This is a genomic window from Phaeodactylibacter xiamenensis (assembly GCF_000759025.1).
Taxonomy (GTDB): Bacteria; Bacteroidota; Bacteroidia; order Chitinophagales; family Saprospiraceae; genus Phaeodactylibacter; species Phaeodactylibacter xiamenensis.
In genome coordinates this window covers 51,922-67,973 of sequence record NZ_JPOS01000010.1, presented here as the reverse complement: position 1 = coordinate 67,973, position 16,052 = coordinate 51,922, and the positions used below count along the sequence as shown (strand labels likewise).

General features: G+C 50.7%; 14 protein-coding genes. 2 read left to right on the top strand and 12 right to left on the bottom strand.

Annotated features, from left to right (window positions below):
- Positions 1-188 precede the first annotated feature (188 nt).
- Positions 189-3,302 carry a glycoside hydrolase family 2 TIM barrel-domain containing protein gene (locus IX84_RS02750; protein WP_044216375.1) on the top strand — a complete coding sequence of 1,038 codons (3,114 nt, stop codon included), beginning with the start codon at positions 189-191 and terminating at the stop codon, positions 3,300-3,302.
- Entirely contained in the window at positions 3,299-4,879 is a 1,581-nt protein-coding gene (locus IX84_RS02745) for a glycoside hydrolase (RefSeq protein WP_044216373.1), read from the top strand. Before IX84_RS02750 ends, IX84_RS02745 begins: the two co-directional genes overlap by 4 nt.
- Before the next feature lie 148 nt (positions 4,880-5,027).
- On the opposite strand, the gene IX84_RS02740 is transcribed toward IX84_RS02745, so the two are convergent.
- From IX84_RS02740 to IX84_RS02690, 12 genes are all read right to left on the bottom strand, one after another.
- Entirely contained in the window at positions 5,028-6,131 is a 1,104-nt protein-coding gene (locus tag IX84_RS02740; RefSeq protein ID WP_044216371.1) for a DUF2911 domain-containing protein, read from the bottom strand.
- A gap of 60 nt (positions 6,132-6,191) precedes the next feature.
- Positions 6,192-6,320 carry a hypothetical protein gene (locus IX84_RS34305; RefSeq protein WP_262501598.1) on the bottom strand — a complete coding sequence of 43 codons (129 nt, stop codon included), beginning with the start codon at positions 6,318-6,320 and terminating at the stop codon, positions 6,192-6,194.
- 7 nt (positions 6,321-6,327) lie between these two features.
- Complete coding sequence (locus tag IX84_RS02735) at positions 6,328-6,879, bottom strand: hypothetical protein (RefSeq protein WP_152604893.1); 552 nt, start codon at positions 6,877-6,879, stop codon at positions 6,328-6,330.
- Positions 6,880-6,952: 73 nt separating this feature from the next.
- Entirely contained in the window at positions 6,953-7,183 is a 231-nt protein-coding gene (locus IX84_RS02730) for a winged helix-turn-helix domain-containing protein (protein ID WP_044216369.1), read from the bottom strand.
- A 174-nt stretch (positions 7,184-7,357) separates the two neighbouring features.
- Positions 7,358-7,822, bottom strand: a complete 465-nt coding sequence (locus IX84_RS02725) for a hypothetical protein (RefSeq protein ID WP_044216367.1) — start codon at positions 7,820-7,822, stop codon at positions 7,358-7,360.
- A gap of 461 nt (positions 7,823-8,283) precedes the next feature.
- A complete protein-coding gene (locus IX84_RS02720; protein ID WP_152604892.1) occupies positions 8,284-8,496 on the bottom strand; it encodes a hypothetical protein in 213 nt (70 codons plus the stop codon).
- Positions 8,497-8,945: 449 nt separating this feature from the next.
- Positions 8,946-9,170, bottom strand: coding sequence for a hypothetical protein (locus tag IX84_RS02715; RefSeq protein ID WP_044216364.1), 225 nt, complete (start codon positions 9,168-9,170; stop codon positions 8,946-8,948).
- A 158-nt stretch (positions 9,171-9,328) separates the two neighbouring features.
- The gene (locus IX84_RS02710) at positions 9,329-10,537 is read right to left on the bottom strand and encodes a GIY-YIG nuclease family protein (RefSeq protein WP_044216362.1); all 1,209 of its coding nucleotides are present in this window, start codon (positions 10,535-10,537) and stop codon (positions 9,329-9,331) included.
- Positions 10,530-12,581 carry a DEAD/DEAH box helicase gene (locus IX84_RS02705; protein WP_044216361.1) on the bottom strand — a complete coding sequence of 684 codons (2,052 nt, stop codon included), beginning with the start codon at positions 12,579-12,581 and terminating at the stop codon, positions 10,530-10,532. Before IX84_RS02705 ends, IX84_RS02710 begins: the two co-directional genes overlap by 8 nt.
- Entirely contained in the window at positions 12,578-12,757 is a 180-nt protein-coding gene (locus tag IX84_RS33830; RefSeq protein ID WP_044216359.1) for a hypothetical protein, read from the bottom strand. Before IX84_RS33830 ends, IX84_RS02705 begins: the two co-directional genes overlap by 4 nt.
- A 3-nt stretch (positions 12,758-12,760) precedes the next feature.
- Positions 12,761-13,162, bottom strand: a complete 402-nt coding sequence (locus tag IX84_RS02695; protein WP_044216358.1) for a DUF1016 N-terminal domain-containing protein — start codon at positions 13,160-13,162, stop codon at positions 12,761-12,763.
- Complete coding sequence (locus IX84_RS02690; protein ID WP_044216357.1) at positions 13,159-15,915, bottom strand: class I SAM-dependent DNA methyltransferase; 2,757 nt, start codon at positions 15,913-15,915, stop codon at positions 13,159-13,161. The genes IX84_RS02695 and IX84_RS02690 overlap by 4 nt, the downstream gene beginning before the upstream one ends.
- Positions 15,916-16,052 lie beyond the last annotated feature (137 nt).

Here is a 16,052-nt window from a genome sequence, read left to right as displayed (position 1 = left end):
GCGCTACGTAAGGGGTTGTCCAACGAAGAGTAGCCTCAAAAGTCGCCGCAGGCAACCCCTAGTTTTAGCCTTGACAGACCACTAGCAGCGTTTACAGTTTTTTTATGGCGTTCGGGGTTTAAGACTCGCAGGGTTAGCAGCTTATGTAGAAGTTTTCCCTTTATTTTAATTTTGAAATTCATCAAGACATGAATCTTTGCTGGTCGCTCTTGCTACTACTGCTTACCAATATGTTATGTTTTTCGGTAAAAGCACAAACACCCGACTGGGAAAACCATGAGGTTTTTGGAGTCAATAAACGGCCGGCTTATGCCCATTCCTTTCCCTTTCGGGACATAGACCGTGCCATAGACAATCAATTTGAACGGTCTCCTTATTACAAATCACTGAATGGAGCGTGGGACTTCAAGTGGTCGGTAAACCCGGCACAGCGGCCGGAAGATTTTTTTAAGACCGGCTTTTCTACTAAAGAATGGGATAAAATACCTGTGCCGGCGGATTGGCAGATGGAGGGGTACGGCACACCGATTTATACCAATGTCAATTACCCTTTTGAAGCCAACCCACCTTTTATCCCGCATGAGTACAATCCGGTAGGTTCTTATGTGACCCATTTTGATGTCCCGGAAGCCTGGCAGGGAGAGCAGGTGATCCTTCACTTGGGAGGTGTCAACTCAGCATTTTACCTCTGGGTCAATGGCCGTAAAGTGGGGTATGCACAGGATTCCAAACTTCCCTCAGAGTTTGATGTCACCCCTTACCTCAAATCGCGCAACAATAAGCTGGCACTGGAAGTGTACCGCTGGTGCGATGGCAGCTATCTTGAAGGGCAGGATATGTGGCGCTTCAGCGGGATTGAGCGGGATGTCTACCTTTATGCGCTTCCTTCAACTCATATTGCCGATTTCTTCGTTCAGGCAGGGCTAACCAACAATTATCAGGATGGAGTCTTCCGGTTAGAGGCCGCCATCAATGGTGCAGGCGCAACAACTCAACTGGAAGTCAGCTTAAAGGATAAGGATGGGAAAACGCTTTTTTCGAAGACAAAAGATGCCCGTTCGGGCGGGGTAACCTTCGAAACCACCCTCCCAAAGATTAGTTCATGGAGTGCGGAAATACCCAACCTTTATCAGGTTTTTCTTACGCTTAGGAACGAGGAGGGAGAGATCATCGAGATCAGAACTTCGAAAGTGGGGTTCAGAACGATAGAAATCAAAGACCGGCAGCTGCTGGTCAACGGACAGCCTGTGCTGATGAAGGGAGTAAACCGCCATGAGCATGACAGGATGAAGGGACATGTGGTGTCCCGTGCGGACATGCTGGAGGACATCAGGCTCATGAAGCAATTCAATATCAATGCGGTCCGTGCTGCGCACTACCCCAATGATCCCCACTGGTATGACCTTTGCGACCAATACGGTCTTTATGTAGTTAATGAAGCCAATATTGAGTCCCATGGGCTTGGTGTATATGATGTGCCCTCCAATGGGTACGTAATGAACAATATACTGGTCCGGGACCCATCCTGGCTGCCTGCCAAAAAAGACCGGGTACAAAGGATGTTTGAACGGGACAAGAACCATCCGTCCGTCATCACCTGGTCCTTAGGCAACGAAGCCGGGCAGGGAGACAACTTTAAAAAGCTCTACAAATGGCTCAAGGATAATGACCCCACCCGCCCCGTACAGTATGAGCAGGCATGGACGGATGATTACACAGATATCGTAGCACCGATGTATGCGCAAATTCCCTTCATCGAGGACTTCCTGAAGCTGGAGGATGAGCGCCCCCTCATTTTGTGCGAGTACTCCCACGCTATGGGCAACAGCAATGGCAACTTCAAAGATTACTGGGACCTCATCCGCAGGGAACCGCAACTACAGGGTGGGTTCGTATGGGACTGGATGGATCAGGGGCTGCTTAGGCACACCCCTGCCGGGCAGGCATATACCGCTTATGGCGGGGATTTTGGGCCTGAGGATATCATTTCTGATGCAGATTTCTGCCTCAATGGTTTATTGTTTGCAGACAGGTCGCCCAAACCCGCTTTATGGGAAGTCAGGAAGGTGTATCAAAACTTCTGGTTCGAAGCGGTCGACCTTGAAAAAGGAAAAATAAAAATCAGCAACGAGCATTTTTTTCAAAGCTCTGAACCTTATGACTTTAGATACGAAATCAAGTCAGAAGGCATAGTGGTTGAATCAGGGCTTCTGGCATTATCAAAGCCCATACCACCCACCGGAAGCAGGGTTGCTGATATTCCGTTTGATATTGATCCGCAGCCAGGCAGGGAGTACTTCCTCAATCTTTATGCAGAGCTTAAAAAGGAGAATGGTATTTTACCACAGCACCATGTGGCCGCTACAGAACAATTCCTCCTGCCCTTCTACCAGCCTGAAGGCGCCGCCGCAGAAGAAGGAGCCGGCAAATTGAGCAAAATGGAAAATCAAACGCATTGGTTCGTAACCGGGGAAGATTTCGTCATCATCTTCGATAAATCGAAGGGTAATCTCTCGGATTGGAAATACCACGGCAGAGATTTACTGGGAAGAGGGTTACAACCCAACTTCTGGCGGGTACCAACCAGTAATGACCGGGGAGCGAAAGCACATGAACGGATGGCTGTTTGGCGGGATGTCGAACAGCAAAAAGTATTGACGGCGCTGGAAGTTAGTCAACCAGATGAATCTACAGTGAAGGTTGAAGCCAAAGCTGAACTGGGGAAAGCGCGCTCTGCTTATCACGTTACCTATCTCATCAGGGGTGACGGCTCCGTGGACGTGAACGTGGATTTTGCCAAAGGAGACCTAACCCTTCCCGAGCTGCCTCGTTTTGGTATGAACCTTGAAATGCCCGGTGATTTCAACCAGGTCAAATGGTATGGCAAAGGCCCGTATGAGACGTATCAGGACAGAGCATCGGCGGCTTTTGTAGATGTTTACAGCGGGAGGGTAATAGACCAGCACACGCCTTACCCTGTCCCGCAGGAAAGTGGCAACAAAACCGGGGTACGCTGGATTCAGGTTACTAACGAACAGGGACTTGGCCTGCATATACAGGGTGGGACCGTCCTTAATGCAAGCACCTATCACTTCACGATTAATGACCTGGATAGCGGGCTGACGCATTACTACGAGCTTCCGCACAGAAACCTTACTGAGGTAAACATTGATCTTGCTCAAAGAGGCGTTGGGGGAGATAACAGCTGGGGCAATGAAGTGCATACACAATACCGGCTAATGGACGACGAGTATAGTTACAGCTTTACCATCAAACCAATAAACGATCAGACGTACCGATGATAAAATATACAAGAGCGTTAAGTTTTGTTTTTCTCTTACTCACGGCAGTAGCCTGTAATAAAACAGATACGGATACGATATCCGGAGTAGACCACCTTGGTTTAACCGCATTGGGCAATCAGAAGCATCAGACGATAAGGAACTTTGGGGCTTCTGATGCATGGAGCTGTCAGTTTATTGGCAAAAACTGGCCGGAAGACAAAAAAGAGCAGATTGCAGACTGGCTCTTTAGTATGGAAAGAGATGAAGAGGGCAACCCTAAAGGCATTGGGCTTACCGCCTGGCGTTTCAATATTGGAGGAGGTAGCGCAGAGCAGGGTGCAGCCAGTGGTATAGGGGATGAATGGCGCCGGGCAGAATCCTTTATGACTGCTCCGGGCACCTACGACTGGAGCAAACAGGAAGGGCAGCGGTGGTTTCTCCGGGCAGCGCAAAGCAGAGGAGTGGAAACGTTTATTGGTTTTGTCAATAGCCCCCCTGTTCATCTGACTAAGAATGGAATGGCTTTTTCTTCCAACGGGCAGAGTTGGAACCTGCCGCCTCAGCTTTATGAGGCTTACGCCGAATACCTTGCTGAAGTGGCAGAAAACCTGGCTAGCCTGGATGGAATCACGCTCAGTGCCATCAGCCCCTTTAACGAACCCCAGTGGGACTGGACCAATAGCGGGCAGGAAGGGACACCTGCCCGGAATAGCGAAATGGCGGCAGCTATTCGAGTCATTAACGAGGCATTTGAAACCCGGAACCTGCCAACACGTATCGAAATCCCGGAAACAGCACAACTTAATTATCTCTACGAGATAGATAATAAGCCAGAGCGGGGCAGTCAGATTGAAGCGTTCTTCGACCCTCAGTCACCTGATTATGTGGGATCGCTCTCACATGTCGCCCCAAAAGTGGCAGCCCATAGTTATTTTACAACCTGGCCGGTTGACCAAATGGCTGCCACGCGCCTCCAGGTCAAAGATGCTGTGGCAGGCAGCACTACGCCTGTTGAGTTTTGGATGACTGAATACTGCCCCCTTGAAAACAACAGCTACATCAATGGGAATGGCCGAGACCTTGGCATGCTAACAGCCTTGTACGTTGCACGGGTTATTTTTTCTGATTTGACATTGGCAAACGCCAGTGCCTGGCAGTGGTGGCTGGGCGTGAGCCCCTACGATTACAAGGATGGCCTGGTCTATACCGACTATGATAAATTTGATGGCAATATTTACGATTCCAAGACGCTTTGGGCGTTAGGGCATTTTTCCCGCTTTGTCCGCCCGGGCATGAAACGGATTTCTGTTTCCCGAAATGACTTCCGGCAGGCGGAAGCAACCCTGGAAAGCACTATGTCCACTGCATTTGTCAGTGAAGATGACTCCATCTTCACCATGGTAATTATCAATTTCTCCGAGAATACGATCCCAATGGAACTACAGTTGGACGGGCTGCCTGCGTATAATGACCTAAAGCTTTACCTTACGGATGCCCTTTCTGATCACAATCTTTCTGATCGGGGTGCTTTCAAGGTAGGAAACCGGTACGTGATTCCCCCGAGATCCATCGTGACCATTACGAATCAGGAATAACAAAACCACTGAACAGCCGAAAGCAGCGACAGGGCAGAAACCATGCGGTTATATCAACCTCCCAATCAGCCGGATACACAAGAAAAAAATCCCGCATTTTGAGCAATCCAAAATGCGGGATAGATAGCGTAACACTTTTTATCTGTGCTTATTCCGACATAACGGTGATAGGAAGGCGTGCCATAGTGTCTTCCCAGCCAATCACCAATTCGACTTGGTTATCACCTTTCTCAACGAAGGTCATGGAAAGGGCTTCCAGCGTTTCCGGTGTTTTCTCGGTAGGTACCACGACCTTCACGACATTATCCTCCTCATTGTGATTAGGTGGGCCCCAGGATTGTACGTTCTTGTGGATGATGAATTCCCAGTTGTCTTTATTGACGGTGGCAAAGAGCCCGTACCGGCCGGCCTTAATTTCAGTGCCACCAATCGTCACATTCCTGAAGAAGGTCAGTTCTGTGGTTTCGTTCGCGCCCACGCGCCACATGCTTCCGTATTTCAACAAGCCTCCAAAAATAGTACGGCCTTTCATTTGCGGGCGGGAATAAACTGCACGAACCAGTGGCTCATTAGCCGCGAGCTCCGCTTCTTCCACGTAGTTGCGTAAGCGGGACATATTAGGATACTGCACCAGATCCATAGGGCTGGTGTCTTCTCCCGACATGATCGGTGGGTTGAGGTTTATCGGTAACGCGGCACGGGTTTGGTCCCATTCCAAAACCATATTTACGTTGTAATCGTCAATTTTTTGAAAGCCTATGGTGAAGTATTCACGCACATTAGCTACTGAAGTGGTGGGTACAGATACCGCAGCGATGTCTTTAGTAATGTCGCGGTTTTCAGCACCTCCGATGAAGCGCTCCTCAGAGATTTTGATGATCCACTGTTGTGGATAGGGCTGCGCAAACATAGTATAGGTGCCAGCCGGTATATAGGTGCCGCCAATTTCTACGGGTTGGAAAAAGGTGACCTCGGTCGCTTCATTGGCACCCAGGCGCCAGTCCTGTCCCCAGGGCACAAGCCCGCCAAAGATTTCACGGCCTTTCTTCTGAGGGCGGCAGTACAACACCTTGATTTGCTGAACCCGATCGGGGTCATCGTCATCCAGGTAGTTTTGGAAGGCTGCAGCGCGCGGGTAGTGCGCCGCGTCCATCGGGCTTGGGTCCATACCGGAAAATTTGAGATCCTGGGCATTTAACCCCATGCTGGCACCCAGCACCAGGCAGAGAAACAGAAGGATGTTAAGCTTCATTGGTTGAATTAAATTTGATGAAATGATGGGGTAAAAGTAGGGAATTATGCGTGACTTACGTTAGTGCAGCAGGCCTTCCCCAACGATTTGTCCATCCCCTGCCTTATCGGCTCGGATACGTTCTGCCTTTAGGTGTCGGGGCACATGCTCCGCTTCAATCCAGGCCCGGGGCATTATCCCTTCGCCCAATCCACAATTAATTGTTTTTCGGATCCGCACTGCGGAATCCTCTGATGTCCTCCTCCAGCTCTTCATTGAAGGCATCGAGCACTTCCTTCGGTTGGGGGTTCATGGATACAAAATCCTGAAGCTCGGCTCTGAGGTGCATACCACCGGCTTCGTTATCTTCCGCCCACCCGAGGCTTTGCCCGGTATTGCACCATGGGCGTTGCAGGCAGCCCGGGCAGTAGCCGCTACATCCGTCCAGGGTCCAGCCCTCGCCCTCCATGCGCTCCGTTTCTTCTTCCAGCATCTCGCAAAGTGCCATCAGTAAAATGGGCGGGGGGAGCTCTTGCAGGTAAATGCCGATTCCGCTTTTCTTCAAAGCATCCATCCGAAACGCTATGGCTTCCCTGATTTCCTCCTCCGTCATCTCTGGGATGGCTTTTTCCAACGGCGGCAGCCCGGCCTGCTCCCGGAGCTTCATCGTCAGCGGGGCTCCTTCCAGCCACAGCCGGAAGCGGTACCAATCGTTGTCCGGCGAGATCATCGGAAATATCGGTGGGAAGGGCTTATCCAAAAGCTCCATGCCGTGAATAATCCGCACTAAAGTATAAGGGAAGTATAAAAATCTTGCTGGTGAGGAATCATGAATCCAGAGCTTACCCCAAACGATACCAAATCCCCGGCTCCGTGATCAGCAAATCCGGTGCATTGGGATTGTCCTCTATTTTCTTACGTATTTGCCCGATATAAACCCGGAGGTACTGAGTTTCCTTTTGGTAAGCGATGCCCCAGACTTCCTTCAGCAATTGTTGATGCGTTAGTACCCGGCCTTCATATTTAGCAAGTAGGCAAAGCAACTTATACTCCGTGGGTGTGAACCGCAGCAATAGTTGGCGGCCGAAATAACGGCGTAGTCCTTACTTTCTAAGGTAAAGCGGAGCAGCCGCCTGATCTAACGCTATTATGGCTAATTGGCTTATAGTCAATCTCTGCGCACTCTGCGTCTTTGCGTGCGACATACATTTTTGAATACTCTCCTTGGTTGTTCTCAGGGAAGCTTCTCATGGCTTGTCCGGGAAAACCCAGCGGAACAGCCGGAATATCCCATCTACGATGGCCCTTAGCAGGCGGATAAGGAGCAGAAAGGGAGCCACAAGCACAAGCATGAGGCAGCCTTGCCAAACAATACCTTTGCTTATTTGGGTAGGAGGATAAATTTGCAAGCCGGCTTGCAGTACTCCTGCAACCGTGCCGTCCAGGAATTCGCGCCCGGGGTAACCCCATTCTTGAGGGTCATAGCTTCCGGAACTGTATTTATATACGGTAAAGTCCCAGTCATCGGTCTGCGGCAGATAGGATAGGCGCCCAATTTTAGTGAGCTCTCCATCTTTTTCAATCCGACTAAGATAAGCACAACCCCTTTTAAATTCCAATTTATGCAGCATCTTGTGCGCTCTATCAAACGCAAGGACGGCTTGCTCGGCTTGAGCTTGTACCTCAGCGGGGATAGCGTTCTTTTTTGGCATTGAGCAGTTTTTTATTGCTGCAAAGATAAATAATGAGGATCGGAAATAGACCACTAGTGGCTCAAGTCCTAAATCCTTGATAACCCAAGCCTTGACCTTTTGCCCGCTGATGAAACCTGCAAGCCTCGCCGTAGCTTCGGCTATGGCTGCGTTTCCAGGCCTCATCAGCGAACAAAAATTCCTGTGGCTTAATTATCAGAGATTTAAAACTTGAACCACTAGACAGCAAAGCCCGCTCAAAAGCCCGATATCATTGAGAAAAAATCAAGCGTATCTGCTCAGATATTACATTCAACAGTTTAATGCAAAAGTGTAAAATGGGGTTAACAGAAATTGATAACCTCCAGACTTGGCCCATTCAGCGGGTAAGTCGGGTGTCTGGTGCTTTCAAGCGTTATCTTTGAGGGTAAACCATCTTTTGCGGCATCCTGAGCCTTCACTTTTTTGCAAAAGGGCAAAGATTAAGCAACCAAGCTGCCTACCTCCCGCCAACTCATTAAGAAATGATCTCCAATGGGCTGAGAATCTTCCCCGCCGTAGATGACGGTAGGCTGAAAAAGGGGCACATCTGCGGTCTTACTAAACCAATCTAACTGCTTAAAATAATCATTCCGGTAAGTCGTCCCGCTTTTAATTTCAATGGGCCGTATCTGCCCTCCAACGTTCAACAACAAATCAATTTCGTGTTGGGAGTTGTCTCTCCAAAAAAAAGTCTAATCAGCGTCGTCTTCCCACTTTGTCTCGGCCCTGTAATGGTCAAAACGGGAAACTTGCCGACTAATGACGCGATTGCTGGTTCAATGTGACGTTTTATCATGCTCAAAAATAAGCATTTATACCTTTTTTACAAATTGATGAACCCATTCATCAATTTGTAAAAAACCTTTCTCTGGCAATTGTCGTGGGTAACGCTTGGGAGCAAGCTAAAATGACCGAAGGATCGGCAACACTGCTTTTTTGCGCTCGCTATTCGAGCAGGTGTGGGCGGAGGTTCCACCGGCGGAGCGAGAGTAGAAGTGAGGGTTGATGGGAGACCATTTTAAAATGGAATGAACTATAATTTCACTATTTGCAGATATTATGACCTACTTGCTTTCCGTCTTTTGATGAAATGCCTGAAAATTTACTCTTGATTGATATCATCAATTATGAGTTCGCTTTGCCGGGCAAATTCGAGTAGTCTCTTTGCTTCTTTTGGTTTGTTTTCGTGTTTTTCTTCAGCCATTGGGCTTGCTCTTTTGCCGCTTCCAAGGTGACGGGCGACTGCTTGGATAAGCGCATCATAGCCAAAGCCACTCTTTCCTGAAATGAGATGTTGTAATTCATATTTTATCTGATTGATGTTCATTGATTGAAACAGATTTGGGGGTAAATTCCGAACGAATGAACCTGCAAAATAACCTTTTGGTAATTAATATTAGTTAATCCACGTACCTGCGTACTTGTTTTCCTGAAATCAAGTTTGTAAAGTTGGTGTGCCCTGTAATTATTGAACATCCTCCCCTGTTACTGCCTCAACCGCGCCGCCCCCACATCATAATAATAATCCCCAATCGTCCCATCCATAACCTTCTCCACCAGCTCATCAATCACAAAAAGCGGCACCAAAAACCACTCCCGCACCCGCACCGGCTTCCCAAACCGGTCTTTGATCTCAATGTCAATCCGGGCTTGGTCGAAGAATTGGTGGATGAGCTTTTCCAGCTTGAAGCGGTTGATGTTGGCGAGCTGATAGGTGGCGACGACTTCCACATCGGCCATCAGGAAGGTGGGCTCGTTTTTGGCATTGGCAATCCGGCGTTTCACATCGCCATTAGTGACGCCAATCTTGTGGATGACCTTCCGGCTTTCCTGTATCGTGGGATGGTCGGACTGACTGCGCAGGACGTAGATGGTGCCGGTCGCTACATCGTCTTCGCTGCTTTGATCGGAGAATAGCCCGCCCAGCTTGGGGTCGGTGACAAAGCGGCTCGTCTCGTCTTTGTACATGGCGCGGATGAGCGACCGCAGCAGGATGTTGCTTTCCATGCCGTTGGAGTAGATGACGCGCAGCCTTGCGTCTTCTTCCCCGTTTGGGGCTTTGAAAGACTCCCCAACCTCGGCGATGTAGGCCATCTGGCCGCCCACAATAACAAACTGGGCTTTCTTCAAATCGGTCTTGGTAAAGCCCGAATCTTTACGAAACTGAATGGTTTCCCGTATGCCACTATCCAGCTCCTGCTGTACCCGCTCAAAGAGGGGCTTGAATTGGTCGAAGTCCTCGCAGCGCGTACGGTTGGCCATTTCTTCCACGGCTCGTTTGTCGGCGCTCGACCGGACGTGCTTCAGGCGGGTGATGGAGGAATCGTCTTTCACCTCTACGCCCAGCTCTTGCAGCAGGGTGTCGTCGTCTATGTCATCGGGTATGGAATGGCCGGCGGCTGGCTCAGCGGTGAGCAGGTTTTGATTGTCCAGGTCTTTGAGCAGTTCCACGCATTCTTTTTGGGCGCGGATCCGGTCGAGGCGTACGGCGTACAGGCGCTCGAAGATGTCCCGCTCTTCGCCGTGCTGTGGCAGCCGCCCGTGTTCTTCCACAAACTTCTGGATTTCCTCGAAACCGGCTATAATGCGCTCTTCCCGGGCGGTGTATTTTTTGACGGCCTTCGCCTCAACTTCTACGCCGAGTTCTGCCAGCAGGTCTTCATCTTCTTTCGTAAGCTTGTCTTTCTTAGCCATTCGATTGCTCTGCTTTTAGTCTTGCCAATACTGCGATGCCCTGTGCCATGCGCTGCTCCCAGGGGTCTGATGATTTCAGGTCGGGCAAGCGCCCGCGCTCCTGTTTGAATTGCAAGGCCCGCTTGGCCAGGTCACGGGCTTCGTCCAGGGAGATGTTGTGCTTTTTGGCGGCTATGACTTCTGCCATTGCCTTAAGGCTGCCCTCAGTCATCGCTTTGGAGAGGATAGAATAGGCCTCGCTAAAGGGGTTGATGCTGTCGATCCAGTCCACATTCAGCTCGCGCACGTCCATGGCGAATTTACGGATGCCGTCTATCAATGCGGTGTTGCCCTTTTCGCTCAGGCTTTTGTCGCCGTTGATAATCTCTTTGGCTTTTTGGGTCAGGTTTAGGGCGGCGATGGCGTGTTGCCGTACGGACTCGACATCTTCATTGTCCAGTTCCGGGTATTTGTCTTTGATGATCTTGCCCATGCGGATTTGGGTCAGCTCCTGTGGTACCACTTCTTCGTCAAATAATCCCCGGCCTACGGCTTCCTTGTCTTGTACGAAGGCGGCGATCACTTCGTTCAGGTCTTCCTTGCAGATGCGCTTGGCATCCTCGCTTTTAGGCTCGGTCAGCCCTTTGATTTCGATTTGGTATTGCCCGGACTCTTCGTTGAAGCCGATATTCTCCTTGTTCGGGCCATAACCTTCTTCCCCGTAATCGTAGCCCTCGACCGGGCCGCTGTCGGCTTTCTTGGGCGTGAAGTTGAAACGGGGCGCCAGTACCTGCTCCATCAGCAGGCTGGCGGAAATGGCTTTCAGGGTGTCATTGACCGCATCGGTCACAGCTTCCTCGGAGGCATCAGGCTCGGCGATCAGGTTGGTAAAACGGGCTTGGGTTTTGCCTTCTGCGTCCCGGGTGGCCCGGCCGATGATCTGCACAATCTCGGTGAGGCTGGAACGGTAGCCAATGGTCAAGGCGTGCTCGCACCATACCCAGTCGAAGCCTTCCTTGGCCATGCCCAGGGCGATGATGATGTCGACATAGTCCCGGTTTTTCTTGGCTTCGGGTGCGCGCAAGGCAGCGGCTACGCGGTTGCGCTTGGCCGGGTCGTCGTCGACCAGGTCGGCTATGCGGATGGTCTTGCCGGTGGCGGTTTTCACCAAATGGAAACCGGTCTCCGGGTCGGTGCCCTGCCAGTCGCCCAGCTCGTGTATGATGTGCTCCACTTCCTTGATCTTGTCGCCCATGCTCTCGCGGGAGTTGACGTTGGGGATGTGGATGATGGTCTTTTCCTCGGGATTGAGCACGGACAGTATCTCATCGGCGTAGGCCCCGCTGTAGAAATAGTAGCCCAGGTTGAGTGTCTTGAGGTGCTGATAGCCGTTGAGCTGCTCGTAGTAGGTGTAGGTGACGGTGTCGAATTTTGCCTCGTCCTCAGGCATGAGCACCGGATTGGCATCGCCCCGGAAGTAGGAGCCGGTCATGGCGACGATGTGGGTTTTGTCCCGCTCTATGAATTGCTTGAGCTGTGTGCCGAGCACGTTGTTCTCATCGGCGCTGACGTGGTGGAATTCATCAATGGCGATCAGGCGGTTGTCGAAGCACTCGATACCGAAGCGCTCTACGGCAAAACGGAAGGTGGCGTGCGTACAGACCAGCACCCGGTCTTCGCTCTCCAGGAAAGACTTTACGGCATTGACCTTGCTGCCGTCTTCCCCCGGTGCATTGCAGAGGTTCCACTTCGGTTCTACCTCCCAATCGTAGTAAAAGCCAAACTTCGTCAGCGGCTCATTGGCAAAGCTGGCACCGATGGACTTTTCCGGCACAGCAATAATAGCTTGCTTTATACCTTGCCGGTTCAGCTTGTCCAGGGCAATAAACATCAGCGCCCGGCTCTTGCCCGATGCTGGGGGCGACTTGAGGAGCAGGTATTGCTCGCCCCGCTTTTCGTAGGCTTTCTCCTGCATGGCGCGCATGCCCAGCTCATTGGAGGTGATGGAGCTGCCCGTGCTTTTGTAGGGAACGGATACGGATGGGATGTCTTTTTTAGGGGTCATGCTTGTACTTTTTTATGATAATTGCCAAAGGAGACGCTGTATCCAGCTTCGTCTTCAATTCTCATAAGTTTGAGATAATGTGACCAGCTTAGGAATGGTTCAATAATAAATAGCCATTCTTCTGCTGGTTCTTTTTTCTTTCTGCTACGTTGAAAAGCCTCGCCGATGCCCTGCATCGCCTACGTTTTTCGCCTTGCATAAAGAAAAAATAACGGCGCATAAGAAACAACTTTTATTATCGCACCATTCCTTAACCGAAAATCAGGACGTTCAGATTTCCGAGACAGTGTCTCGGATTTTGAGTACGTCAAATAGAACCGTCTCATGTTCTCCAGGTTATCCGTTGAAAAGCCTCTGCCAAAATCTTGAGACAAGCGCCTGGACAGCCCTTTTAGAATTCCTTTGCCATATTCTGCCCGCTCTTTTCCGCCTTGCTCATTTTCCACGATGATCCGCCCGATTTCGTAATAGGTGACGACCATCGTCTGATTGACCTGACTGACTACTTTTCTTCTCGCAAGGGAAAGCAATTCCCCTATTTGAGCGTAGAGCTTTTCTTCTAAATTACGGTGTGGGGTCATGGCCTATCTTTTTTTGCAGTCATTTCGGTGTACAGTTCAAAAAGCTTTTCCAGGCGCTCCGTATCGTTTTTGAAGCGCCGCCCGATGTAGATGCGCTCCAGCACCTCGTCGTTGCGCTCGTGGGCGTGGCGGAGGTCTTCGGGCATCTTTTCCGGGTCGTACAGATCGGCGATCGTGGCCGGGAAGTGGCGCTCGCGGGCCAGCAGGATGTCTTCGGCGCAGCGGGTGAGGTCTTCTTTGTTTTTGGTGGTCAGCTTGGGGACAGGGAAGGTGTTCCAGCCGAGGGTGTTGGAGTAGCGGATTCGGGTTTCCAATTGTCCGCAAACAGTAGCTATCCATACCAGGTGAAGTTTGGAGGCGATAAGGGCTAGGTTCCAGAGGGGGGCGTCGAACATTCCGAAAGCCAGATCAGTAATAATGGATCCTTTTGGCAAGATTCCGACAGGAAGGAATTCGCGCGATTCAGAGGAAACCTTTGGCATTATAATAATTTGCTCATCACCAAGTTGTTTAACCTCTTCAAATCTATGAGGCCATTCTGCTCCTCTATTTGTAGCTGCTTTAGGACTTCCTAGTCTTTTTTGGGCAACAGCCCTAAACCGATCTTGAAAATCAGCTATTTCCGAGGCTAATGATTTATTCTCGTCAGATACCCAGACACAATACCGTACATCACCTTTAATAAATTCACTGGAACCATAAACACGTTTAATGAATTGAATTGCTCTGTAATCCACATCAATTATGCGCCTAGCTTCCTCTGCATCAAAAAGTAGATTTCCTCCCTCCACAGGTTTTCCACCCGCCTCGATAATGCCGCGTGAATCCTGAACTGTAGATGACTTTTTAACTATAATATTTGAAGCTGGCACTAAATAAGCATTAATGTTTTCAGCCTTCTTTTCTATCGTTTCATTTTGTTCATCAAATGAAAATAAACGTCTCACTTTATTGGGCTGACGAGAAATCCCAACAATCACCACCGTCACCCCCGCATTATAACTCGCCAGATTCGCCCACTTGAAAGAAGTGTGGGCGAAACTGATTTCATGTTTCTTCTTGAAAATCAAAGGCCACAAAATCGGCACCTGTTGCCCCTGACAGATCGAATTGGTAGACACAAAAGCTGAAGCCGCATTGGTCTGCGTACCGTACTCCGCTGCTTTCATAAACCAGCCCGCTACATAGTCCAACGACTTCCAGGTCTTCGTGTACTTGGCAAAAATTTCTTTCAGGTCAGACTTTTGCTCTTTGGATTGCCAGGTCGAGCCCAAGTACGGCGGATTCCCACAAATAAACGTCTCCCCACCCTCATTCTCAAAGTCAATCTGTGCCTGTTGCAGGGGCGTACTAAACAAGTCGTCCCCACCCAATTCTACCCCTGTACCCGTAGGCGGACAGACCGTCAGCCAGTTGATACGCAGGGCATTCCCGCAGGTAATCCAGTTTTCCGCATCCAGCGGCAGGAACTCCGCCAGGGCCAGCTGCTGCCCCAGGTAGAGTACATCGCATTGGTACTCGGCTATGATAAGCGCAAGGCGGGCAATCTCAGCCGAAAAGCCTTTGATTTCTATGCCTCGGAAGTTGGTCAGGGGAATTTCGGTGGGGCGGTCCGGCTCTCCCCGCCTTCGGTTGATTTCGTGCTCAATTTCCCGCAGTTGCTTGTAGGCAATGACCAGAAAGTTGCCCGAGCCACAGGCCGGGTCAAAAACCCGGATACGGGCAATGCGCTTGCGCAGGTTGAGCAGTTTACGGGGGTTGTCGCCCGCTTCCTCCAGTTGCTCCCGCAGCTCATCCAGAAAGAGCGGATTGAGCACCTTCAGGATATTCGGCACGGAGGTATAGTGCATCCCCAGGGAACCCCGCTCATCCTCGTCCGCCACCGCCTGTATCATAGAGCCGAAGATATCCGGGTTGATCTGCTGCCAGTCGAGCCGCCCCACATGCAGCAGGTAAGAGCGGGCAATCTTGGTAAAGCGGGGGCAGTCGGTCGCCCCGGAAAACAGCTCCCCGTTGACGTAGGGGAATTTACGCGCCCAGGTACGGATGCCCTGTGCTTCCCGCTCCTCCGCTTTGACATCCATCGCCCGGAACAGCTCCCCGATGATCTCGTGCATATTGGAAGCATCCGGCGCGCTCATCTGCTCCACCGTACCCGTGAAGAGGTTGTCGCCCTCAAAAATATTCGTGTCTTCCGCAAAGAAGCAGAAGATAAGGCGGGCCATAAAGTGGTTCATATCCTGTTTGCGCTCCGGAGTCGCCCAGTCGGGATTGGCGCGCAGCAGCTCCATGTAGAGCTTATTGAGCCGCCCCGTAGCTTTGATGTCGAAGGAGCTTTCCCGTATCTCCTTCACCGTACTGATGCCCGCCAGCTCAAAGAAAAACGTAAAGTGCTGATGGAAATCGGGGTAAGCACAAGCCAGGGTTTCTCCGCTGTTGAGGTTTTCGGCCTGCAGCTCTTCGCCATCGGTAGCGAGTACGAATTTAGCTTTGTTTTTGGCGGTTTCCGGGGCTTCCTGCAGTTGCCGCAGCGTATCCGCTACCGCTCCCGGTTCGCAGGTCGCGATGTGGATGTTGTTGCGCTGCAGCACCCCGCCTTCCATCTTAGACTTATTGGAGTTGCCCTTCCGCAGGCGCTTAACGGTCGTTTCCTTATTCCCATAGGCTTCCAGGAAGGCAAAGGGGAACTCGTCTGGGTCAAAGGGTTGACTGACCAGCTGGGAGACGGCTTCTTCTATTTCTACTGCGTTCATGGTTGGCTCTGCAAATTAAAGGCGGTTGAGGGCTCCTCCGGTTTGGATATTTCAAACATGGGATCGTTGGGTTCGTCGTGTAAGGGTTGCCTGCCAAAATAGGAAAAACGGGGCAATTGCGCCTGTTTTTATTACGC